The organism is Alteromonas sp. CI.11.F.A3, from assembly GCF_032925565.1.
GTDB lineage: Bacteria > Pseudomonadota > Gammaproteobacteria > Enterobacterales > Alteromonadaceae > Alteromonas.
The window spans coordinates 1,619,222-1,643,176 of the sequence record NZ_CP136708.1 but is presented as its reverse complement, the minus strand read 5'-3'; the positions used below and the strand labels follow the sequence as shown (position 1 = coordinate 1,643,176).

The 23,955-nt window shown below is 41.8% G+C and carries 20 protein-coding genes; 15 read left to right on the top strand and 5 right to left on the bottom strand.

The window, feature by feature from the left end:
* Nucleotides 1–56 precede the first annotated feature (56 nt).
* From R1T43_RS06985 to R1T43_RS06950, 8 genes are all read left to right on the top strand, one after another.
* Nucleotides 57–1,112 (top strand): potassium channel family protein, encoded by a 1,056-nt coding sequence (locus R1T43_RS06985; protein ID WP_317354349.1) that lies wholly within the window; start codon nucleotides 57–59, stop codon nucleotides 1,110–1,112.
* Between the two features lie 14 nt (nucleotides 1,113–1,126).
* A complete protein-coding gene (locus R1T43_RS06980; protein WP_317354347.1) occupies nucleotides 1,127–1,771 on the top strand; it encodes a YjfK family protein in 645 nt (214 codons plus the stop codon).
* 26 nt (nucleotides 1,772–1,797) lie between these two features.
* Nucleotides 1,798–2,214 carry a DUF350 domain-containing protein gene (locus R1T43_RS06975; RefSeq protein WP_057790539.1) on the top strand — a complete coding sequence of 139 codons (417 nt, stop codon included), beginning with the start codon at nucleotides 1,798–1,800 and terminating at the stop codon, nucleotides 2,212–2,214.
* A 9-nt stretch (nucleotides 2,215–2,223) separates the two neighbouring features.
* Nucleotides 2,224–2,901, top strand: a complete 678-nt coding sequence (locus tag R1T43_RS06970; RefSeq protein WP_317354342.1) for a DUF1190 family protein — start codon at nucleotides 2,224–2,226, stop codon at nucleotides 2,899–2,901.
* Nucleotides 2,902–2,904: 3 nt separating this feature from the next.
* Nucleotides 2,905–4,074: a glutathionylspermidine synthase family protein gene (locus tag R1T43_RS06965; protein ID WP_317354338.1), complete on the top strand. Its 1,170-nt coding sequence runs from the start codon at nucleotides 2,905–2,907 to the stop codon at nucleotides 4,072–4,074.
* 94 nt (nucleotides 4,075–4,168) lie between these two features.
* Nucleotides 4,169–4,708, top strand: coding sequence for a rhomboid family intramembrane serine protease (locus R1T43_RS06960; RefSeq protein ID WP_317354336.1), 540 nt, complete (start codon nucleotides 4,169–4,171; stop codon nucleotides 4,706–4,708).
* A 63-nt stretch (nucleotides 4,709–4,771) separates the two neighbouring features.
* Nucleotides 4,772–5,470 (top strand): VC0807 family protein, encoded by a 699-nt coding sequence (locus R1T43_RS06955; protein WP_057790532.1) that lies wholly within the window; start codon nucleotides 4,772–4,774, stop codon nucleotides 5,468–5,470.
* A gap of 83 nt (nucleotides 5,471–5,553) precedes the next feature.
* A complete protein-coding gene (locus tag R1T43_RS06950; RefSeq protein ID WP_317354331.1) occupies nucleotides 5,554–6,711 on the top strand; it encodes an acyltransferase in 1,158 nt (385 codons plus the stop codon).
* Here R1T43_RS06950 and glsB read toward each other — a convergent pair.
* The 3 genes from glsB to R1T43_RS06935 form a co-directional block, all read right to left on the bottom strand.
* Nucleotides 6,692–7,600: a glutaminase B gene (gene glsB, locus R1T43_RS06945; RefSeq protein WP_057790530.1), complete on the bottom strand. Its 909-nt coding sequence runs from the start codon at nucleotides 7,598–7,600 to the stop codon at nucleotides 6,692–6,694. The genes R1T43_RS06950 and glsB overlap by 20 nt on opposite strands.
* Before the next feature lie 22 nt (nucleotides 7,601–7,622).
* Nucleotides 7,623–9,083 (bottom strand): alkaline phosphatase, encoded by a 1,461-nt coding sequence (locus R1T43_RS06940; protein WP_317354328.1) that lies wholly within the window; start codon nucleotides 9,081–9,083, stop codon nucleotides 7,623–7,625.
* A gap of 247 nt (nucleotides 9,084–9,330) precedes the next feature.
* Nucleotides 9,331–10,284: a chemotaxis protein CheV gene (locus tag R1T43_RS06935; protein WP_057790526.1), complete on the bottom strand. Its 954-nt coding sequence runs from the start codon at nucleotides 10,282–10,284 to the stop codon at nucleotides 9,331–9,333.
* Nucleotides 10,285–10,699: 415 nt separating this feature from the next.
* Between R1T43_RS06935 and R1T43_RS06930 the strand changes: the two genes are divergently transcribed.
* From R1T43_RS06930 to R1T43_RS06915, 4 genes are all read left to right on the top strand, one after another.
* Complete coding sequence (locus R1T43_RS06930; RefSeq protein ID WP_317354323.1) at nucleotides 10,700–12,295, top strand: isocitrate lyase; 1,596 nt, start codon at nucleotides 10,700–10,702, stop codon at nucleotides 12,293–12,295.
* Nucleotides 12,296–12,553: 258 nt separating this feature from the next.
* A complete protein-coding gene (locus tag R1T43_RS06925; RefSeq protein ID WP_057790522.1) occupies nucleotides 12,554–13,498 on the top strand; it encodes a LysR family transcriptional regulator in 945 nt (314 codons plus the stop codon).
* Between the two features lie 154 nt (nucleotides 13,499–13,652).
* Nucleotides 13,653–15,830, top strand: coding sequence for a malate synthase G (locus R1T43_RS06920; protein WP_317354317.1), 2,178 nt, complete (start codon nucleotides 13,653–13,655; stop codon nucleotides 15,828–15,830).
* 443 nt (nucleotides 15,831–16,273) lie between these two features.
* Nucleotides 16,274–17,155, top strand: a complete 882-nt coding sequence (locus tag R1T43_RS06915; RefSeq protein ID WP_317354315.1) for a patatin-like phospholipase family protein — start codon at nucleotides 16,274–16,276, stop codon at nucleotides 17,153–17,155.
* Between the two features lie 21 nt (nucleotides 17,156–17,176).
* Here the strand turns inward: R1T43_RS06915 and R1T43_RS06910 are convergent, their stop codons facing one another.
* Nucleotides 17,177–18,193: an NAD-dependent epimerase gene (locus R1T43_RS06910; protein WP_317354312.1), complete on the bottom strand. Its 1,017-nt coding sequence runs from the start codon at nucleotides 18,191–18,193 to the stop codon at nucleotides 17,177–17,179.
* A gap of 14 nt (nucleotides 18,194–18,207) precedes the next feature.
* The gene (locus R1T43_RS06905) at nucleotides 18,208–18,987 is read right to left on the bottom strand and encodes a serine protease (RefSeq protein ID WP_317354310.1); all 780 of its coding nucleotides are present in this window, start codon (nucleotides 18,985–18,987) and stop codon (nucleotides 18,208–18,210) included.
* A gap of 214 nt (nucleotides 18,988–19,201) precedes the next feature.
* On the opposite strand from R1T43_RS06905, the gene R1T43_RS06900 reads away from it, so the two are divergent.
* From R1T43_RS06900 to prsT, 3 genes are all read left to right on the top strand, one after another.
* On the top strand, nucleotides 19,202–20,122 hold the full coding sequence (locus tag R1T43_RS06900) for a PEP-CTERM/exosortase system-associated acyltransferase (protein ID WP_317354308.1): 921 nt from the start codon (nucleotides 19,202–19,204) through the stop codon (nucleotides 20,120–20,122).
* A gap of 64 nt (nucleotides 20,123–20,186) precedes the next feature.
* Nucleotides 20,187–21,038, top strand: a complete 852-nt coding sequence (locus R1T43_RS06895; RefSeq protein ID WP_317354307.1) for a PEP-CTERM sorting domain-containing protein — start codon at nucleotides 20,187–20,189, stop codon at nucleotides 21,036–21,038.
* A 164-nt stretch (nucleotides 21,039–21,202) separates the two neighbouring features.
* Complete coding sequence (prsT, locus tag R1T43_RS06890) at nucleotides 21,203–23,941, top strand: XrtA/PEP-CTERM system TPR-repeat protein PrsT (RefSeq protein WP_317354305.1); 2,739 nt, start codon at nucleotides 21,203–21,205, stop codon at nucleotides 23,939–23,941.
* Nucleotides 23,942–23,955 lie beyond the last annotated feature (14 nt).

Here is a 23,955-nt window from a genome sequence, read left to right as displayed (position 1 = left end):
ATCTCCCCCGCTTAAAGGCACAGTTAAGAAAAGACAAACTAAGGTTGTTTCTCGCTATGTCGCAATGGACAAAACTGCGCAAGATGATGTTGCAGTATTTCGCCGAGTCTCGTTGGTACACCATTTTAGGCGCAACTGCTTTTTATGGAGTCAGTAGTTATTGGCTTTTATATGCTGCCAATGAAAATGCGTTAATTGCACAAGCAGACTTTATTTATTGGTTAGCCGTCACTGCATCTACCGTAGGTTATGGCGACTTATCGCCCACCACATCAGCCGGCAAACTCATCGTTGCGTTTTATGTTATTCCGCTAGGGCTCAGTATTTTTGCCATGGTGATTGGCCGAATTGCAGCCTGGGTATCTGGACAATGGAGAAAAGGGGTCATGGGCATGACAAGCCTTCACGTTAGTAAACATATTTTAGTTATTGGCTGGAACGAGCAACGCACCATCTTGCTACTTAATTTACTTCTGCAAGAACGAGAAGACATGACCGAGCGGCCTGACATTGTCTTGTGTGTAAAAGCCGACATTACCAACCCCATGCCCGGCATCATTGAATTTGTAAAAGTAGACTCGTTTAACAAAGATGACGACATGGATAGAGCCTGTATCGCCTCAGCGCAAACTATTCTTATCGACAATCCGCAAGACGATGTGACTATGACCACCGCATTGTATTGCTCAAAGCGAAATCCACAAGCCCATCAAGTGGCTTATTTTAACGATGATAGTCTAGTCGGTTTACTACAAGAGCATTGCCCGAAAGTGGAATGTACGCCCAGCGTGGCCGTTGAAATGCTAGCTAAAGCGGCGTTCGACCCAGGCTCTAGCATGCTGCATCACGACTTACTCAGCGTGGATGAAGGCCAAGCCCAATTTTCAGTAAAAATTCCTAGCGATAGCCCTACTATTTCTGTCGCTAAATTATTTATGAACTTAAAGCGTCGACACGATGCCATATTCATTGGTTACGCCCCAGGCGGACAAGTGAAAGAGATGGTGGTGAACCCGCCGTTAGAGTCGACGTTAGCACCAGGCGATACCTTATTTTACATTGCCGACAGGCGTATCAATGCTATTAACTGGCCATCGTTAGACGCCGAATAGCACAGGAGTGTATTGTGTTTAGTAAATTATTTAAGAAAAAAGCACCCGAAAAACCCAAAGTGCCTGAGGTAATGGGCTTGTACCTAGGCGGTTCATTCGAGCTTGATAACCTGAAGCTGTCTTTACTTGAGCCTTCACTAACGATTGAAGGTGCAGCACGCTCGCAACTTATTCAGGCCGTTGGCGAAGCCCCCCTTGATACTGGCGGCACTTTGCTGCGTTTTTACACTGACGATGATGCTTTTCTGCAAGTTGTATTAGATGGCGGACTAACCGAAAACCATATTACTGACGTCAAACTCTGGCATTTTTATAGCACTGAAACCATTGGTAGTGAACAACAATGGAAGTCATGTGTAAACACCCTCATAAGCCAACCGACTTATACCCTTGATGGCAAGGTGTTTAAGCGCGTTTGGGAAGCAGTAGGCGTAGAATCACCGCCCGTAGCGGTATCAGAGACCACTTATGAAGAAGATGAAGATATCAGCACAACTGATCAGTTTATGATGCTCTACGAACGAGAGATAGAAAATGATAGAGTAGAATCATTGTTGGTGGTGGGTGAAGAAAAGGTAGTTGGAAGCAATTTTGACCGCTGCTTGGTCATCTCCACTGGGTTTGATGTAGAGCCCGCTGACATTACAATAAACGGTTAATCGACATATAAAGGTAAGGACGTTCTATGGACACTATTATGGATTCATTGGCTGGATTAGATAACTTTGCGGTGTACTTCGGCCTCTCAATTGTTTTCTTATTCGTCTTCAAACTTGTTTATGCGCTAGTGACCCCACACGATGAGTGGAAACTGGTAAAAGAAGAGAAAAACGTAGCAGCTGCCATTGGTTTTGGCGGCGCGATTGTAGGTTTTGCCATTGCACTTGCTAGCGCAGCGACTCACTCAGTCGCCATTGTCGATTTCATTATTTGGGCTGTTGTCGCTATTATCGCGCAATCGTTAGCCTTTGCATTATTACGCTTCACCTTTATGCCTAAAATTGCACAGCGTATTAACGAAAATGAAGTGTCCGCAGGCGTAATGCTAGCCAGTATGTCTATTGCTGTGGGTTTATTAAATGCGGCATGCATGACCTATTAAGGGGGATCCATGACAAATTCTAATAAATCACAGGCCGTACAAGACGATATGATGGATAGCCAATCAGGTGTAGCCACCGGCCGTAAACGTAGCTCAGGTATCAACCTTTCTCGTATGCGCAAAAGTTACGCCTTAAAACCTCTAGCTATTGGTATTGCCAGTGTTTTCCTGAGTGCTTGCGGTGAAGAGAAGCAAGACGCACAAATTTATACTTCATTGGAAGACTGTAAACGAGATTTCCCTGATGCGGTAGAACGCTGTGATGCAGCTTATAAAACCGCGACAGAAGAAGCGATGCGCACCAGCCCTCGCTTCAATAGCGAATACGATTGTGAGTACGAATTTGGCGCCAACCAATGTCGTACGGTAAATACCAATTCGGGCAGTGTATTTATGCCCTTTATGGCCGGCTTCATGGTGAGCCAGTTATTATCACCAAATCGCTATTATTCACAGCCGCTCTATACCTCATATTCACCCTACTCTTCTTATCGTTCTCGTTGGGTTACCGCCGATGGTAACGTGTTTAGTGGTGATATTCGCAAGCGCAATTACAAAGTGGGCTCAGATACACTAAAACCTAAACCTACCGTAAACCGCACCATGAAACGCGGCGGCTTCGGTAGCAGTGTTAGGGCAAAATCGTCGTGGGGAAGTAGCTCACGCAAAGGCAGTTGGGGCGGATAAGCCATGTTTAGAATGCCATGCCAGCCTCGTAAAGGTTGGCAGCAATTGGCCGGCGAATTTGGGTTCCACTTTCATACCATGTATGGCGAACCCTACTGGGATGAGCGCGCCTACTATCAATTTACCCTTGCTCAGATTGAAAAGGACATTGAAGATCCTACCGCTGAGCTTCATCAAATGTGCTTGGCAGTGGTTGATGATGTAGTTAATAGTGAGCAGTTACTCACCCGCTTTTCTATTCCCGAAGCCCACTGGGGTTTAGTGAAAGAGAGTTGGCGCAACCGTGACCCAAGCTTGTACTCCCGCCTAGATTTAGTTTATTCCGGCAAGGGCCCCGCAAAACTGCTTGAGAACAACGCAGATACGCCCACCAGCTTGTACGAATCAGGCTTTTGGCAGTGGCTATGGTTAGAACAGCAAGTGAATGCGGGCGTATTAGCGCGTAATGCCGATCAATTTAATAGCTTGCAAGAAAAGCTGGTGTTTCGCTTTGGTGAAATAGCCCAGCATTATCAATTGAATCAAATGCACTTTTCTTGCTGCAAAGACACAGAAGAAGACCGCGGTACGGTGCAGTATTTACAAGATTGCGCGCGAGAAGCTGGGATTAAAAGCGACTTTGTTTTTATTGAAGACATTGGTTTGGCAGATACTGGCGTATTTACCGACCTTGCTAATGCCCCCATTACCGATTGCTTTAAGCTCTATCCTTGGGAGTTTATTCTGCGAGAAGAGTTCGGTGATGCCCTCGCTGATGCAAAAGTAAATTGGTTAGAGCCTGCATGGAAGTCTATTATTTCAAACAAAGCATTATTGCCTTTGTTGTGGCAGAAGTTCAAAGGCCATCCTAATTTACTCCCTGCCTATTTCGCCGATGATATTCCTCATAATGCGATACACGGCGGCAAGTGGGTGAAAAAGCCGTTATTTTCAAGAGAAGGCGCGAATATTTCATTGATTGAAAATGGAAAGGAATCGGAATTAAGCCCTGGCCCGTATGGAGAAGAAGGGTTTATTGTGCAAGGTTTCCACCCCCTCCCTGTGTTTGATGGAAACCATACACTCATCGGTAGTTGGTTAGTAGATGACATGCCTGCAGGTATTTCGGTACGTGAAGACAGCAATGCGATTACGCAAGACTTGTCTCGATATCTACCCCATATCATCTTGTAATCAAACAACTCAACGTTATTGATTGATGCGCCTAGCTGGCACCAATACTACCGCGCTGTACAAAGTGTTATAACGAAGGAATAAAATACTGTTTATGAAGCCACTGTCTTTTCAACTTCGCGTGTTACTTACCTTAGGCGCATTTCTCATTGTCATTGAGATAGTGAACTTAGTAACTGGAAATAGCTTAAATCAGTTTGGTGTATATCCACGCTCGTTGTCTCACTTGCCCTTTATCTTCACAGCCCCCTTCTTACACGGTACGCCGTCGCATTTAATGGCTAACTTTATCCCTTTGTTATTATTTATGTGGCTTACCATGCAGTGGGGAAAGCGCACCTTCCTCATCGCCACCGCAAGTGCATTGATTATTGGCGGTCTGGGTGTGTGGATTTTCGGTCGTAGCGCTATGCATATTGGCGCAAGTGGTATGGTTTACGGCTACTTCGGCTTCTTAGTGTTAGCCGGCTTTAAAAGTAAAAAAGTTAAGTACCTACTTATTTCTATTATTGTTGCCATCGTTTATGGCGGAATGTTAGTAGGTATATTGCCAACCTCTAGATTTATTTCATTTGAATATCATCTATTTGGCTTTTTAGGTGGGTTATTTGCCGCTTGGCACTGGGCACGATGAATGGATGCCGTATAATTGCAGTTCATTAAACAGTGCGGCTAATAAGAGAAAGATAAAGGCGTTATGGCAGAAGTACAATCGCAGCAAAAAAATCAGGGCTTTTTCGGCAACCTCGCTTTCAACATTATTATACCCGTAGTGCTCATGAGCTATGCTAGCTCTGAAGACTATTTAGGCCCAGAATGGAGTATCGTCGCCGCACTTGCTTTCCCCATCGGTTACGGACTATGGGATTTAAAAGAATCAGGTAAAGTAAACGGATTTTCTGTTTTAGGTATTATCAGCGTATTGCTGACTGGCGGCTTTAGTTTGTTAAAACTACCTGCTGAGTATATTGCTATTAAAGAAGCGGCTATTCCTGCCGCTATTGGTTTGGCAGTATTAATAACCCAATACACTGAAAAGCCGCTGGTCAAAATGCTTATCTTAAACGACCAAATTATAAACTGGCCTCACTTAAATCGCGTACTTGATGAACAAAACAAACAGGCTTTGTTTAAGCGCAAAGTCGCCGTTAGTTCATACATTGTGGCTAGCTCGTTCTTTTTATCTTCTGCCTTAAACTATATTTTGGCCAAAGTTATTTTAGTAAGCGAGCCAGGCACTACGGCGTACACCGAAGAGCTAGGCCGAATGACTGCATTGAGCTACCCAGTCATTGTTATCCCTAGCATGATTTTGCTTATTACTGCACTGTGGTATTTATTCAGCCAGATTAAGAAAATAACTGGCGAAGAGTTGGATGATTTTATTAATCAGTAGCTTGTAACAAAGTAATTAGTGATATATGTCACTATAAATACTGCTATAGTCAATTTGATTAAACTTGATTGAAGAAAGTAACCATGGAAGCGTTTATTGTTCTTTCTAGTTTTGCCATCGCAATACTAGCTGCAAAATCGTTTATTCGATTTTTCCCATCAATTCTTCCTCCTCAATATGGCCGTTTGGTAACATTAGATGGCCTAAGAGGTTTTTTGGCATTTTCCGTTTTTATACATCATTTCGTAATCACCTATTATTGGAAAATCGATGGGGTTTGGCGACGCCCAGAAAGTGATATTTATCAAAATTTTGGTAAAGTGGGAGTGGTACTATTTTTCATGATTACTGGTTTTTTGTTCATAGACCGACTCATTTCAAAAAAGAAAGTTAATTGGTTTTTGCTGTTTAAATCAAGATTATTTCGAATTCAGCCTTTATATTTTTTCGCTCTCATAATAGTTTTAATCTTGTCACTCAAAAACACTAACTTTCAGATTGGTGATTGGCAAAGTTTTTTTAAAGACATTGTCTTATGGCTATTATTCTATGGCCGGTCAATTAACGAATTTGCTGATTCAAAACGAATAATTGCATCCGTAGATTGGACTTTAAAATACGAATGGCTTTTTTACCTATCTTTACCTTTAATACAGCTTGTATTTAGAAGTAAGATATTAACTCTTGTAATTTTTTTCAGTGGGGTGTTTTATTTATTTCTCTACCCATTAGAAGTATTGGGAATAAGCTCTAAGTTTTTTCTCTACTTTTTCTTTGGGGGACTTACAGCTTACTTACTAAAAACTCTTAGAAACGATTTTAATTATGACTCAACGTCGGTATCTATCGCGACCTTATTCCTTATTTTAATTATTACCCTATACCCTCGTACTTTAGATGTAGCACATTCGATACTAATATTTGTCTTATTTTTTCTCATTACTAACGGAAATTCAATATTCGGTATTCTTCGGTGGAAAAGCTGCAGAGTACTTGGTGAAGCAAGTTATAGCATATATTTACTGCATGGGATTGTTCTGTACGTATTGTTCACTGAGATAGAGTTAGTTGACTTTAAAACAAGGTCTTTTATTGAATTTTTGACAATACTTCCAATAGTATCAATTATCGTAGTTATTTTTTCTTGCTTGACCTTTTTAATAATAGAACAGCCTTTCATCAAGATGGGAAAATCAGGCGTTAAGAAAAAGCAAAACACGGTTAGTAAACCGACCAATTAATGCGCTTGCTTAATGAAGTAAGCGCAGCAACACCTAAATGAGAGTTCCCCACCGCGTTTAGCGCAGGTGAGAACACACAAATAGAAAAGCGACCCGGTACTACGGCAATCACTCCCCCGCCAACCCCACTTTTCCCCGGTAAGCCAACCTTAAAAGCAAAACTCCCTGCTTCGTCATACATACCGCTTGTAGCTAACAATGCGTTCACTTGACGGTTTTGATCTGGGCTTAGTACCTGTTCATCGGCACAAATAGAGTAACCTCTATTTGCTAAAAAGTTTGTGGCGCGTGCTAAATCCACACAACTCATTTCCAATGCGCAGTTGTTAAAGTAGCTATGCAATACATCTTCAACTTCATTTTCAAAGTTGTTGTAGGCTTTCATTAAATAGGCCATGGCTGCATTTCTAGCACGGTGCTCAAATTCAGAATCAGCAACCACTTTATTGGCAAAAATATTATCGTTGCAGGATAGGCGCCTAACAAAATCTCGCATACCGATATGAGGTGAGGCGAAACGAGACTGTGTCATGTCACTAACCACTAGTGCACCCGCATTAATAAACGGGTTTCGTGGTATACCATCTTCATACTCCAACTGTACTAGCGAGTTGAAAGGCAGACCCGACGGTTCACAGCCCACTCGTTCCCACATATCTTCGCCATAGTGATTCATGGCAAGCACTAAATTGAAAACTTTGGATATACTTTGAATAGAAAAAGGCACATCGGCATCACCAATTGATGTAATGCGCCCTTCAATATCACAAATGGCAATGCCAAATTGATGAGGGTCAACACTGGCTAGCGCAGGAATATAGTCTGCGACTTTCCCCTCCCCTAGCATTGGTTTTACTTCATCAAAAATGGCTTCTAACAGTTCAAGCATTAGCGCAGTATTCCTTTATTTTTTAATCACAACGCCAATTTTCTTTAAAATCACAACTTGTGTTGGTCGCATCTTTTTTGTCAGTTGTTTTTATTAACTCAACATTTGTTGAAATACCTTGGGTAGTCGAATTACGTTTATCAATGAAGTTAAAAATTTTCTTAGCAATATCCGTATTGTCTATTTGCCCCATAAAATCATTATGGCCGGCGCCGAACGCGAATACTTCTACATCTACACCGGTATGCCCTGATGTTGTCCAGCCAGTATTGGTTTTGTTATCTAAAAATACTTTCAAGGCATTAAAGCGTGCTTTCACATCTTGCTGAGCAATGCTGTCGAACGTGGCGATTTCTTCATCGGTAACATCAAAACCAAAAGTCGTTGCAACATATTCACCTGGGTTATCTTGCTCAACCATATTCTTGGCTATAGTACCCAGTGACGCTTTCAGATTATTTAAATACTCTGGGCTCCAGCTATAGTCACCTCTAGCACCTATAGTTAGACCGCCAGTACTGTGATCAGCCGTGAGAACAACCAAGGTGTCTGGGTGCGTTTGCACATAAGTCTTTAAGAACTCTATGGTGTAGGCAAGGTCTTGCATTTCAGCCATCGCCGATGCGATATCATTGGCGTGACCCGCCCAGTCTACTTGGCTGGCTTCAACCAACAAGAAGTACCCATTGTCGTTTTCTAGGTGCTTAATTGCATGTTCTGTTAAGTATTTAAGACGATTGTCGCGGCTATCGTCCAGCATGGCAGGTAAAGCTACCGAAGCAAACAAGCCCAATACATTACTGCCTTTAGGCACAGTGGCTAAGCGGTTGTAAGTGTCAGTATATTCATAACCGGCATCGATAAACTCGCCAATGATATTACGATCTTCGCGTTCAAAAAAATCGGTTCCGCCACCTAACATTACATCAGCAACAAGCTCTCCATTTACGCGCACATCGAAAAAATCGTCGGCAATGGCATTGTAGTTCTGACGACTTTCGTTGTGTGCGATATAAGCCGCTGGCGTAGCGTGAACAATTTGTGAGGTGACCGCTAGGCCTGTCCGCATGCCTTTCAATTTGGCGTAATGCATAACCGATTTAACAGGCTTTTTATCCACATCAACACCAACGGCACCATTATAAGATTTCACACCAGACGCTAATGCGGTGGCCGCAGCTGCTGAATCGGTTACAAAACCTGATACTGGCGCTGGGTAAGTAGATGCGTTACCCATCAAAATATCATCGAATACTACCGCATCAACTTCAGGGGTATTTTTGTCATCAACATAATTACGGTAAGCCGTAGTGAAAGCAGGCCCCATTCCATCAGCTACCACCATGATAATATTTTTAGGTGCTGAGTTTTGCGCAACTGTCTTTTGCGCACTTTCATTTGATGTAGAGCCACACCCAGACAATACACAAAGCGAGCCGCATAGTGTTAAGGTGGTTAATAGTTTGCGTTTACTATAAATCATGAAACTTCCCTGAGAACTAAAAAAGCGCCATATATCAAAAAACGAGGGCGCGGACGACCCTCATCCTAAATGGGTCGCATTTAAGAATTGTGTCATTTCACACATTGCACAAAATATTCACCAGAACATGGCGAGAATGTTGAACATGCTTATTATTGAAGGCGTTAGTGTAAGGCAGACCCGCCCTTTTCTCAAAGCATTAAGGGTAAATAGCGTCGACAGGGGGTTGATGTCTTTTGAGGAATAACTAATTTTCTGAGAGGAAGTCTCGAAGTCGTTGTTGGGCAACTTCTACAAGCATATCGGGTTGGAATTTGGAGATAAACCGGTCACAGCCTACCTTTTCAACCATAGCATCATTAAAACTGCCGCTTAATGAGGTGTTTAACGTTATGAAGAGATCTTGCATTCTGGGATCATTTCGTACTTCCGAGGTTAACCTATAGCCGTCCATCTCTGGCATTTCAGCATCGGTAAACATCATCAATATTTCATCACTGGGGCGCTTACCTGCATCTGCCCACTCTTGAAGTAAAGCTAATGCCTCAGCCCCATTTTTTCTCTCAATGATGGTTATTCCTAATTGCTCTAGCGTGTCTCTAACTTGTTTTCTTGCCGTGCTTGAATCATCAACAATCAGTACTTTTTTGTCTTTAAAGTGATTAACGATGTCTTTATCAAGCACTTTGTCGGAAATAGAGATATCGTAATCAATGATCTCGGCTAGTACCTTTTCCACATCAATAATTTCAACAATCTCTTTTTTACCTTGTACTTCAACTTGTGTGATGGCAGTAAGGTAATTAGTTTTACCCATTCCACTGGGCGGTGGCTGGATAGTATCCCAAGACGTATTCACAATATTCATTACCTTACCAATAATGAAACCCTGAACAGTTCGGTTGTACTCTGTAATGATAACGTTATGTGCATCGCTACCTATTGAACCGCCGCGCATTTTAATCGCTTGGCGTATATCAATGATAGGAATGGCACTGCCTCGATAGTTCATCACACCTTTAAGGTTTTGGTGAGAACCAGGCATGCTATTAAATTTAGGAATGTTGATAACTTCTTTGATTTTGAAAACATTCATGGCAAAGATGTGACGAGAACCCAACTGAAACATCAGCAATTCAAGTCTGTTTTCACCCACTAACTTAGTGCGCTGATCAACTGAGGAAAGGACGCCGTTACTCATCGTTACTCACTTTAATTCTCTAAACCAATTATTCGGAATGCCTGCTACCATTTGCTGAAATACAGCTAAGTGTCAAAAGAATTTACACGCCCTGCAATCAGAAACCTATTATCAATTATGCTAATAACCCGCCTAATTTTTATTCTCCAAAGTAAAAGCTAGTCCACAAATCACGTTCTTACGAATATTAGTGAACATCGATGCTGGGTACGAACCGACTCTAGACACTTTTCAAAACGTCTTATCAACACTATCTCAACACAAAATATATTCACACCATGAATGACGGCAATCAAAATTATACACTTTTATTATTTTGATAGCCGCACTAGGATGAAATGGAAGCTTAAGAGAACGCACCAATGCGAATTCTCAAAACAACATTTGATAACAATTATAGTAGGGAGAAACGCTCATGTCGCAGTATCAAACAGATATTGATAACTTCGCCACGTTAAAAGCAGCACAAAAAGGTGCTTGGGAAGGCATTAGCCCTGAGTACGCTGCTAGAATGAAAATCCAAAACCGGTTTAAGACTGGTTTAGACATTGCGCGTTACACTGCTGCTATCATGCGAAAAGACATGGCAGATTATGATGCTGACACGGCGCAATATACTCAGTCTTTAGGTTGCTGGCATGGTTTTGTAGGTCAACAGAAAATGTTGGCAGTGAAGAAACACCAAGGTACTACTGATAAGAGCTACTTATACCTTTCAGGCTGGATGGTAGCCGCCCTTCGCTCTGAATTCGGACCTCTTCCAGACCAATCAATGCATGAAAAAACGACCGTTTCTTCACTCATTGAAGAGTTATACACTTTCTTGCGCCAAGCGGACGCTCGTGAGTTAGGCGACTTGTTCCATAAGTTAGATGACGCGAAAGCCAATGGCGGCGATACGGCAGCCATTCAAAGTCAAATTGATAACTACGAAACCCATGTAGTACCTATCATTGCCGATATCGATGCGGGTTTCGGTAACGAAGAAGCTACCTACTTATTAGCTAAGCAGATGATTGAAGCCGGTGCTTGTTGTATTCAGATTGAAAACCAAGTTTCTGATGCAAAACAATGTGGTCACCAAGATGGTAAAGTTACCGTTCCACATGAAGACTTCCTCGCTAAAATCAATGCCGTTCGTTATGCATTCCTAGAGCTTGGCGTAGACGATGGCGTTATTGTTGCTCGTACCGATTCACTAGGTGCAGGTTTAACGCAAAAAATCCCCGTATCAACCTCTGAAAGCGACCTTGCGGCTCAGTACAATGCATTCTTAAAAACAACACCCGTTAACGGTGCTGACGATTTATCTGAAGGCGACCTTGTATTGAAACAAGGCGGACAACTAGTAAAACCTGAGCGCTTACCTAATGGTTTGTTCCGCTTTAAAGACAACTCTGGTTTCGACCGCGTAGTACTAGATTGTATAACATCACTTAAACACGGCGCAGACTTGTTGTGGATTGAAACTGAAAAACCTCACGTTGGTCAGATTGCTGAAATGGTTAACGCCATTCGTAAAGAAGTACCAAACGCGAAATTGGTTTACAACAACTCACCTTCTTTCAACTGGACACTGAACTTCCGCCAGCAAGTGTTTGATACTTGGGCTGAAGAAGGCAAAGATGTTTCTTCATACGACCGTGCTAAGTTGATGAGCGAAGAGTACGATACAACTGAACTAGCCACTACAGCTGATGAAAAAATCAAGAGCTTCCAAGCAGATGCTGCACGTGAAGCGGGTATTTTCCATCACCTTATTACACTACCGACTTACCATACTACGGCATTGTCTACTGACAACTTGGCTAAAGGCTACTTTGGTGAAGAAGGTATGCTGGCTTATGTTCGCGGTGTTCAGCGCCAAGAAATTCGCCAAGGCCTTGCGTGTGTTAAACACCAAGCAATGGCAGGTTCAGATTTAGGTGATACACACAAAGAGTACTTCTCTGGTGAAGGTGCACTTAAAGCTTCTGGTGATGATAACACCATGAACCAGTTCGACGTTTAAACACAAAGTATCCCAACTTTGTTCAAAGGCACCTTCGGGTGCCTTTTTTTATTATTCAGCGAATTTATCTGTATTTACCATGTCGCTAAATTCTAGAAGTTATGCCCAAACTAGCACCATAAATATAATTAAACATATTTTTCAGCAGCTTAGGGATTTTGCGCTTTTTAAACGTAAGACCAAAAGCGTATCTGACAGCAGATTAAAAAGGCTTTATAATAGCTGAGTCTAATTGAGTTTATTAAGAGCATTACAATAATGAATATAGCGAAGGTCGACTTAAATTTACTGGTATATTTAGATGTCTTACTGCGGGAAGGCAGTGTAACAAAAGCGGCCAATCAGCTAAGCATTACGCAACCTGCGATGAGCAATGGGCTAAAGCGTTTACGTGACTTGTTTAAAGACCCTTTATTGGTGCGCACCAGCGACGGAATGACGCCAACAAAACGAGCACTTGAACTTCAACCCACTATTCGTGATGTACTCAGTCGACTTGAAAGCTCAATTCAGCCTGAAACCGATTTTGATCCGCTAACCAGTGAACGCACCTTTCGTATCATGACCAGTGATTATGCTGAAAGCACGTTATTGCTTGAGCTAGTAGGCAGGTTAGCCGACCTGGCGCCGAATATTACATTAGATTTAATCACCCCTAGTGACGTGACCTTTCATGATGTAGAGCAAGGCAAGGTCGATATGGCCATTAACCGCTTTGAAGAACTGCCGCTATCTTTTCACCAAAAAGTGATTTGGTACGATACCTTCAGCTGTGTAATGAGTTCAGATCACCCGCTGGTAGCAAAATGCGACTTAGACAGTTATTTAAACGCTCAACATATTTGGGTGAGTAAAACTGGCTTCGGTGTTGGCGTGGGTATTGACCCAACGGAAGTACAGAAACTAGGTTGGGTAGATGCTGAGCTAACCAAAATAGGCAAGCAACGGGCTATTCGAGTATTTACGCGCCACTACCATGCCGCATTGCAAATAGCCAAAACGCAAAAGCTTATAGCCACCTTGCCAAGCAAAGCAGCGAAGTTATTCAAAGACGACCCTAGCGTTGTGGTAAAAGAGCCGCCTTTTGATATTCCCCCAATCGCGTTGAAAATGGCTTGGAGTGCGCTACTGCATCATGATGCAGGACACATTTGGTTGCGCCGTTTAATTAGCGATGTCGCGAATGAAATGAGTGACAGCTAGAGCACCATCTTGCTTCATGCCGTTAAGATTTCAAATGTGAATACTAATTGCACATGAACATTCACTGAAGAAATGGCAAAGATAGGAACCATAAATTAAAAAACTGCCTCTATACTCTCTACACTAGAGCTACAGAAAATGTATAGAGGTAGTTATGCAAAATTATATTACTCGAGGCCGTTTACAGGTTGCTGAGCAACTCGATGATTTCATCAACCAACAGGCAATGCCAGGCACTGGTGTTCAACCAGACGCATTTTGGCAAGGTGCAGAAGCCCTCTTTTCAGAATTCGTTCCTCAAAATCGTGCCCTGCTAGAAAAACGAGAACAACTCCAACTCGCTATCGATAATTATCACCAAGCAGGAAACCCCGCTTTTGGTGAGCAGTACATTACTTTCCTAAAAGAAATTGGTTATCTAGTAGAGCAGCCTGAAACGGTGCAAGCAGATACCACAAACGTGGATGCAGAAATTGCTACCATGGCTGGTCCTCAATTAGTGGTACCAATTAACAATGCCCGCTATGCATTAAATGCTGTTAATGCCCGCTGGGGTAGTTTGTACGATGCTTTGTACGGCACTGATGTTATTAGCGATGAGAACGGGGCAGAACCCGGCAAAAGCTATAACCCAGTACGTGGCGAGAAAGTGGTAGCGAAAGCGAAAGCCTATTTAGACAATATGCTTCCACTTGCGAAGGGAAGTCACGCTGATGTGACCGGTTATAAAATTGAAACCGGCAAATTAGCGATTTCGTTAACCGACGGTGACATCACCACGCTTGCAAACACCGAACAGTGGCAAGGCTACCAAGGTGATATTACTGCTCCTACCGCACTATTATTTGTTCACAATGGTCTGCACTTTGAAATTCAGATAGATATCACCAGCCCTATTGGTAAAACTGACGCCGCTGGCGTGAAAGATGTGTTAATTGAAGCCGCGCTTACTACTATTATGGATTGCGAAGACTCAGTTGCCGCCGTTGATGCCGAAGACAAAACCCTGGTTTACAGTAATTGGTTAGGGCTAATGAAAGGCTCTTTAAGCATTGAAATGAACAAAGGTGGCAAAACCATCGTTCGCGCTATGCATGAAGATAGAGTGTACTCGCCTTCAAAACATGTAACGAACCAAGAGCAATTGTCTTTATCTGCACGCAGCCTTATGTTTGTCCGTAATGTAGGTCATCTAATGACAAACGACGCTATGCTATTTGATGGTGAGCCAGTACCAGAAGGTATTATGGACGGTTTAGTGACTTCGCTCATCGCCAAGCATGATTTACTGAATAATAGCCCATTCCAAAATTCTCGTCATGGCAGCATTTATATCGTTAAACCCAAAATGCATGGCCCTGAAGAAGTCGCCTTTTCTGATGCCCTCTTTGCCAAGATTGAAACCGTTATCAATGTGCCCAAAAACACATTGAAAATGGGTATCATGGATGAGGAACGCCGTACCAGTGTGAACTTAGACGCTTGTATCAATGCAGCGAAGTCTCGTGTTGTATTTATTAATACCGGCTTCTTAGACAGAACAGGCGATGAAATTCATACGTCTATGCTTGCAGGGGCCTTCGCCGAGAAAGCGACGCTTAAGACTATGCCGTGGATTAAAGCGTATGAAACCGCAAATGTAGCCGTCGGCCTTCGATGTGGTCTTTCTGGTAAGGCCCAAATTGGTAAAGGCATGTGGCCTATTCCCGATGAAATGCAAAATATGATGGATACCAAAATTGGACACCCAAAATCTGGCGCAAATACCGCTTGGGTTCCCTCACCTACCGCTGCCACTTTGCACGCTCTGCATTATCACGATGTAAATGTTTTCGACATTCAAAAGGGATTAGACGAGGGTTTCTCTGGCCTTAACGATATCTTGACGATTCCACTGCTAGAAAGTAGAGATTCGCTATCAGCCGGTACCATACAGCGTGAAATAGATAACAATGTACAAGGTATATTAGGGTATGTGGTTCGTTGGGTGCATCAAGGTGTAGGCTGTTCTAAAGTGCCAGATATTAACAATGTTGGACTGATGGAAGACAGAGCCACACTACGTATTTCATCACAGCATATTGCAAATTGGCTTGAGCACGGCATTGTAAGTGCAGAGCAAGTTGATGAATCACTTCGCCGTATGGCAAAACTAGTGGATGAGCAAAATGCTGGTGATGCAGAATACATCCCTATGATGCCTGATTTAGATAGCTCAATTGGTTTCTTAGCCGCTAGCGATCTTATCTTTAAAGGCAAAGAGCAACCTAGTGGTTATACAGAGCCATTACTGCACGCGAGACGCCGTGAGATGAAGGCGAAATTAGCCTAGAGAAATTGAACTGGCTAAATTAGCCGAGCTAATACAATGGTGTATTCGTTGTCGTTATTTCTATGGATACGCCAGTAAAAGCAATGTCGAGCTTAGCTAACTTATTATTAAGGTTAGTTAAGTTCGGCATTTTTGTTAGTTCTCTTTTGGAATATACATCCACTTACTAGCTCTTTCAGCCATTGCCTGAGTTTTATTTACTACCTATTCCCCCGCTATCTTTTAAATCTCTTTTTATCGCTATTTTATCGATGTTTTTTACCGATGTTTACCATCTCGTATCTACCGCTACAAATACACTTTAAGACACGACTCTGTTGCACATTCAGTAATGCTCGCATGAGTGCTTAATCACTTGATAACGACACATACTAGTACACCAATAAAGTGGCAGGTTCGGCTAACTCTACTACGCTTTTACTATAATCACTGGAGTTAAAAACATGCAGGTAACTTCATCGGTACCCGTTGCTAAGGTACCCGCTTCCATCGTGCCTATTTTGTCGGGCGGGGGCACTCGGCTTAGTGCCCATATAGGCATACTTAAAGCGCTTAAAGATTTAAATGTAGAAATTAACACCCTTGTGGGCGTCTCAGGAGGCTCAATTATTGCGGCGATGTACGCCAAAGGCCATAACATTGAAGAGATGCGAGAGCTAGTCATCGCCACCGACTTCAAACAGTTTACTGCCTTTTCTGTATGGCGATTGTTGCGAGAAGGCGGATTGTCGTCTGGAGATCATTTCGAACGCTGGATTGATGATAAGCTTGAAGGCATTACTTTTGCCGACCTTCCCATCGCACTTACTATTTTAGCGACCGATGTAAACGGTGGTGGCCCGGTATTGTTTGGAAAAGACAATACACCCGACATGAAGGTGTCAGAAGCCGTGCGTTACTCAATGTCTATCCCTCTGCTTTTTTCCTTTAAACCTTTCAAAGAACACTTATTGGTAGACGGCGCAATATTATCAGAAGATGCTTTGTTCGAAGATTGGCAACATGATGGCACGCCCACAGTATGCTTTCGACTTCAAAGTGCTATTCAAAAACGCAAAATAATAAAGAAAGGGGTACTACTGCTACCTCAATATTTATCTATGCTGATACGCACCTTTATGACCGCAATATCTAGAGAATATATTAATGCGAAGTACTGGCATAACACTGTGGTCATTAATACGGGGGAAATTTCAGCGGTAGACTTTGCGTTAACCGCTGAAATGAAGAACCATTTATTTGAACTTGGTTACGAAACCACTAAAGAATTTCTTCCCAAAAAGTGCGCCGCTTTTCAATCTTTCAAAGTGGCTTCTACTGGCTAGAAATTACTTTAGACTGGCTTTTTAAATGTTGTAAAAGTCTTTGTACCAATCGACGAAGTTTTTAACACCCACATCGATAGACGTAGACGGTTTATAGCCTGTGTCATTAACTAATGATGATACATCCGCATAGGTATCTGGAACATCACCTGGCTGTAATGGCAATAGCTCTTTTTTCGCTTCAACGCCCAATGATTCTTCTAACGTCTCAATGAACTTCAGCAAGTGCACAGGTGTCTGTGCACCAATGTTATATACCTTGTAAGGTGCCTTACTTGAACTTGGATCTGGCTCACTCGCGTTCCACTTCTCGTTTGGCTGCGCCACGTTATCAAGTGAACGAATCACCCCTTCGACGATGTCATCAATGTAGGTGAAATCTCGTCTGTGGTTACCGAAGTTGTAGACCTGAATTGTTTTACCTTCTAATATGGCCTTAGTGAATTTAAACAGCGCCATATCTGGGCGACCCCAAGGGCCGTATACGGTGAAGAAGCGTAATCCAGTGGTAGGAAGGTTATATAGATGGCTGTAGGTATGCGCCATGAGCTCATTCGCCTTCTTCGACGCTGCGTATAAACTTACTTGGTGATCGACGTTATGCTGTTCTGAGAACGGCATGGTTTCGTTGGCACCATAAACCGAACTTGATGATGCATAAACTAAATGACCTACTTTATTATGGCGACATCCCTCAAGGATGTTCATGAAGCCAACCAAGTTAGCATCTACATAAGCATTTGGGTTTTCAATTGAATACCTTACCCCTGCCTGCGCCGCCAAGTGCACCACTTTGTCGAACTTTTGGTCTTCGAATAAGGCTGCCATTTCAGGGCGATCTTCAACACCCATCTTAACAAATGTAAAGCGTTCCCCTGCCGCTGAGTTTTGAACTTGCTCAAGCCTGGCATGTTTAAGCGCGATATCGTAATAATCGTTAATGTTGTCAATCCCAACAACATCGTCACCGCGATTAATTAAATATTGAGAAACTGCTGCGCCAATGAAGCCAGCAGCACCGGTAACCAGAATTTTCATAAAAGTCCTATTTTCTATTTTTCCATTTCACGCTTTAACAGTGCATGAACGTGCTCAATTGGGATAGCATAAGAAATGCCTGAAGGATGCGTTAACGCACTTTCTTTACTGTCTCTAACGTAAACTTTATTGATGACCGCGAAGACCTCCCCCGTTTCAACATTAACAACTGGGCTACCTGAATTTCCTGGATAAGCGGTCACATCTAATTGATAAATCAAGTCTGGATTCTTAAGTCTATCAAGACTTTTCGCAGTAAGCGATCTCGCATTGTTTGAAGGCATATAATCAGGCGTAATGGTTGCCACTATGCCTTTATGGACAGCAGGGAACAATCCTAATGCTCCTCCCAATGGATAACCAAAGATTGCAAGCTCCGTGCCGGCATCAACTAAGGTGTTATTGGCTAATTTAAAAGAAGGGAAAGGATTATTAACCTTTAATAAGGCTAAATCATGCTTCTCATCAATGGCCAGTATTTCTACTTTATCAAAGCGTACTTGTTTGCCATCTGGCAACATCACAACGAAATGTTCGACTATAGTAGGGTCTAGCTCTTCATCAACAACGTGGTAGTTTGTAACAACATGTTTACCATTGCCAACAACAAAGCCTGTACCTTTAATTTGAGGTGTTGTGTGTTTCAAAGGGCTATGTAACGCAATGGCCACCGTAGATTTTACCGAGCTTTTAGTTAGCTCAACGAGATTTTTTGCTAGCGCTTGAGTCGATAAAATACAAGCTATTGTGAATACGCATAGCATTAAAGCTCTACTTTTTGAGTCTGTTTTCACGATGCACCTTTGGGTTAATCGATATCAATGTAGACATCAGGAAAGATATAACTAACAGTTTCACTTATATTTACCAATAAATACAACTACAAAAATAATACGTTCATAATATTAGGAATACAATCTATACTGCTTAGATGTTGCACTGCTTAGGTTGCAGATACCTTTATAGCCTTTCTGGATGTATGGTCTTTATAAATAGGTACGAATTAACATGCAAAAAAGGAAATTACTTTCTACGATCCAAACTATCTTTGGAAAAAAAAGTAGAATATCAAAAGCATTAAGTGGATATCAAAAGTTACAAGAGGTCAGAGAAATCTCTTCGCACTTTTCTGCGTATTTAACACCACTTGTCGCAAGCAATAAGGATTTAAAAGAACAGTCTTACGGCATTAGACATCAAGTCTATTGCGTAGAAGAAGGCTTTGAACCAGAAAGAGAATCAAAACTAGAAATTGACGAGTTTGATGCTTACTCTACAGCTTGCATGATTGAACATAAAAAGACACATCGTTTTGCTGGTACGGTTCGACTCGTTCGCCCGCAAAAAGAAGATGAGTTATTGCCTATTGAAAAATATTGCCCCTCTTCGATAACCCATCCTGAACTTAACCCGGCAAATTTCAAGCGTAGCGAAATTTGTGAAGTATCGAGATTAGCAGTACCTGAAGAATTTCGCCGTCGTAAAAGCGATAAGTTTGATGGTGCATCTACAGGTGTGATCAATACATCGACGTACTCGGAAACTGAACTTCGATGTTTCCCCTTTATTGCTATCGGGCTTTACCTTGCCGCGGCGTCCATCTCAATCAATTCGGGTATTAAGCATACCTATGTAATGATGGAACCACGTCTAGCTCGTTCAATGCGGTTCATCGGCATAAAATTTGAACAAATTGGTCCTGTTGTGGACTACCACGGAAAACGTGCCGCTTATTATATAACGCCCGAGATGCTACATAAGAACCTACCAAAAGGCTTTGCCGCTATGTTTAAGCATATTCAAGCCTCACTTGGGCATGATGTTGAGAATAATGATATTTCCGCTAAAAACGCCGATAGAATTGTCGAGTTTATTTACAGATCTTTTTCGACCAATTTTATTAGGCAACAAAATCAACAACTTAAATAGTGGCACGCTAACTGCTTTGTAAAAATGCAATATTTAGATCGCTGCATACTTACGGAGAGCAGAAATGAAAAAGTTACTACTTACAACGATTACAGCTGCGGGTTTAGTGCTTAGTGGACAAGCCGCAGCTACCCCTTTTTATCTTGATCTTACTAACGATGGCATAATCAACCCAACAGGCGAGATTGACCAACTAGATCTTTCTTATGTGTCTAATACTGAAGTAGACACTGCAACAGGTTCATTGGTAACGCGCGCCGGTATCAGCTTAATTGGTTATACATTCGGTGGAACTCCTCCTGCGTATACCGATCTTGAAGATCTTTTGACTGAGCCAAGTGGCGGTGAAACAAACACATTCACTACAACACCTAATTTTCCATTAGCTGGTTTTGACCCTACAGGTCCTTCATTTACCAAGCTTACTTTCGACTTGTATTTAGAAGGTACTTTAACCCCTACAGTAGGTGTTAATTATACTTCAGGTTACTTAGACATATATTCATTTGATTCGCTCAACTTTGGTGCTGGTGCGACCATGTTGATGACGACTCAACTGGCTTCTGGCGGTATATTCCCTGGTGAGCAAGTTGTTCAAAGCTTAGTCACTAACACAAGCATTACTGCAGCTGGTCAAGACGTTTTCTTTTTCGGTGATGGCGTAACTTACCAGTCCTTTGAAGATTACATTGCTGCAACTGCAATGGATATTATCCTTGAAGCAGCTCAGACAGTAAGCGTTGCAGAATTGGAAGCCAACATTGTTGCCTCGACCATTTCTGAAGGGACTACTGTTCTAGTAACTGATGATCACAATGCGGGTGTAGAATTCCAAGTTCCTGCTCCGGCAACTATTGCTTTGTTCGGTTTAGGTCTTTTGGGTCTAGCTGGCGCAACGCGTAAGCGTCGTAGCTAAAATTACATTTGAAGAGTTACTAAAGCCCTGACTTTTGTCGGGGCTTTTTTGTATCTATTTTACCGCAGCGTATTATACGCCCTTTATATCTGATAGCATTCTTATCTTGTAAATAGACGCAGTTACGATATTTTAGAGAGTATTGTGAATAAAAGGACATTATTGTGACTTCGACTAAATTAAGCATTTGTGTTTTCAGTGCAATTTTACTTTCAGCCTGCGGCGAAAAAAGCGGTAAAGAATATATTGATATAGCATCCCAACATCAAAGTGATGGCAACTATCAAGCAGCTTCAATTGCACTAAAAAATGCGATAAAACAAGACAGAAATAATACTGAAGCACGAGAAATGTTGGGTGTCATTTACCTACATCAAGGCCTATATTCAGCCGCTGAGAAAGAATTATCTAGAGCGACAAGTGACTCATCGAAAGTGGGACTTGCAGAATCACTTTTATGGCAAGAAAAACATGCAGAAATACACGAATTAACGATTACAGGCTCTCAAGAAAAATCGGAAGTTTCTGATGAACTGGATGTTTACAAAGCTATTGCCTTATTCCGAGAAGGTAACAAACTCAAAGCGTTAGAAAAGTTCGCATCCTTGGCCGAGAACGCCAATAAGCCGGAAACATCAAATTTAGCCGATGCCTATTTAGCTGGTTTAAACAATAATATCGAAAAGGCAATTTCATCTGTAAACAAAAGCTTAGCATCTCGACCGAATTACTTACCCGCCTTGCAATTGAAATCAAAAATAGAAATACAACAAAAGCTTTGGTCTAACGCCATTGATACACTTAAATCAATACTGCAACTCAGAGTAGCCGATTATAAAATTAAGCTTCAGCTAGCTGATACGTATATTAACAATGGTGATTACCTCGCAGCTGAGCCTTTAGTTAATCAGCTACTAAAGATATCTCAAGAACAACCTTATTTTAACCAACTAAAAGGGACAATCGAGTTTTCTAAAGCAAATTTCCAACAAGCGTTAGTGCATTTAGATAAAGCGATAAAAAATGGCAGTTCCAATACAACTTCACGTTTGTTAGCAGCATTAACCAGCTATAATTTAGGGCAAGTAGAGCAAGCCTACCAAAACCTATCCGTTATTATTGACGATGTCCCCAAAAGCCATTTTGCATACAAGCTTTTCAGCGTTATTCAACTTCAGTTAGGATACACCAGAGATGCCTCTAAAACTCTAGGGGCTATATCTGATTTAAGTACCAACGACACAAGCTTTATTATCCAAGCATCAGACAGTCTGTTGAAAAGTGGGGATAGTATTTCGGCTAAATTACTCTTGAACCAAGTCGACTCGAATAAAATAGAAAATAGTGAGGCTTTACGGACGTTAGGCTCATTAAAAATACTGGCCGATGATCAAAGCGGCGTAGCAGATTTAGAGAGAAGCTATGCTATAGAATCCGATTCCAGCGAGGCGCTTTTTATACTTGCCTCAGCTTATTTAGATATGAATTACTTTGAGAAGACCCTTGAACTTACCAGTGAATGGCTAAAGAAAAAGCCTACTGATGTAGCAGTGATGAATTTACAAGCCCGCACTTATAGCTATATGCAAAAGCCATTGATGGCAGAGGAAATTTACAGGGATTCACTAGCGATAGATACAGCTAATCCTGCTGCGCTTCTTTTTCTCATAGAGCAAAACATCAAGCGCGATAATATTGACGTTGCTCTTCACTACCTCGAAACTCTTGTATCAGAAAACCCACTAAATACTAATGCGTTAGTAAAGTACTTCCAGGTCCATGAGTTACTTGGTAATCACGAAAGAGCTCTAGCCCCTATGAGAAAAGCTATCGATTCTTCTAATGATGTCCTCTATGATTTAATATATGTCGGTTCACTTGCTTCTCAAGGTAAAGTGGAAGAACAAGTAGCCCATTTATTATCTATCTCGGAACAAGGTAAAAACGAACCAAAGTATTGGATGCTTTTAGGTGATGCCCTCTGGGAAAAGGGAAATACAGAAGAAAGTATAAATGCCTATACCAATTGGCTAAACAAAGAAAAAAGTTTTAGTGCTTTTGTTAAGAATATTCGAGTTGCAGAAATGTCGGGGGATATCTCTCGAGCGTTAGTCCTTGCTGACCAAGCTACCACTACATTTCCCCAGCAACGTGAGCTAGATTTAATTCATACACACTTACTAATATTGAATAAAAATTACGATAAGGCGCAGCGCGTCCTCAGTTCAACTCCCGCAAACTTAAAATCAACGGCCTCAGGGCTTTCTCTCCAAGGTCGACTCTTACTTGTTAAGAAAGAGTACAACGACGCTGAGGGACTATTTCGTCGTTCATATGCTATAGCCGCCAATGCTGATACGGCTCGCTTTTTGTATACCGCATTAATTAAACAAAATAGCTATGATGAAGGCATTAAATTTGCCGAGAACCATATAAAACAAGATCCTAACGACACTGCTATGAGGTTAATACTTGCTAATGAGCTCATGAATCGAGATCAGCAAGATTCAATCGAACATTTTAAGTTCCTAGCATTGAATGCCTCTCCAGCTAGCCCTCTTGTGCTTAATAATTTGGCATGGCTTCTAGTTGAGAGTAATAAAGCAGATGAAGCGTTAGGTTACATAGAACAAGCATTAGCTCTGCTGCCACAAAACCCTACAATTTTGGCAACCGCAGGAAACGTTTATGTTAGTTTGAAAAAATATGACAAAGCTCTACAAAACTTGAAAGCAGCATATGAAAAAGCTCCATCCTCCTTCGAAATAGCGCTAGACTATATAGAAGCTTTGCATAAGTCTGGTAACAAGGACTATGCCAAAATTGTATTCACAAAATTAGAGCCAAAAAGCGTTGAACAGCAGAATGAAGCTAGCGCTCTATATGACAAACTAGAAGAATAATCGCGTCGGAATAG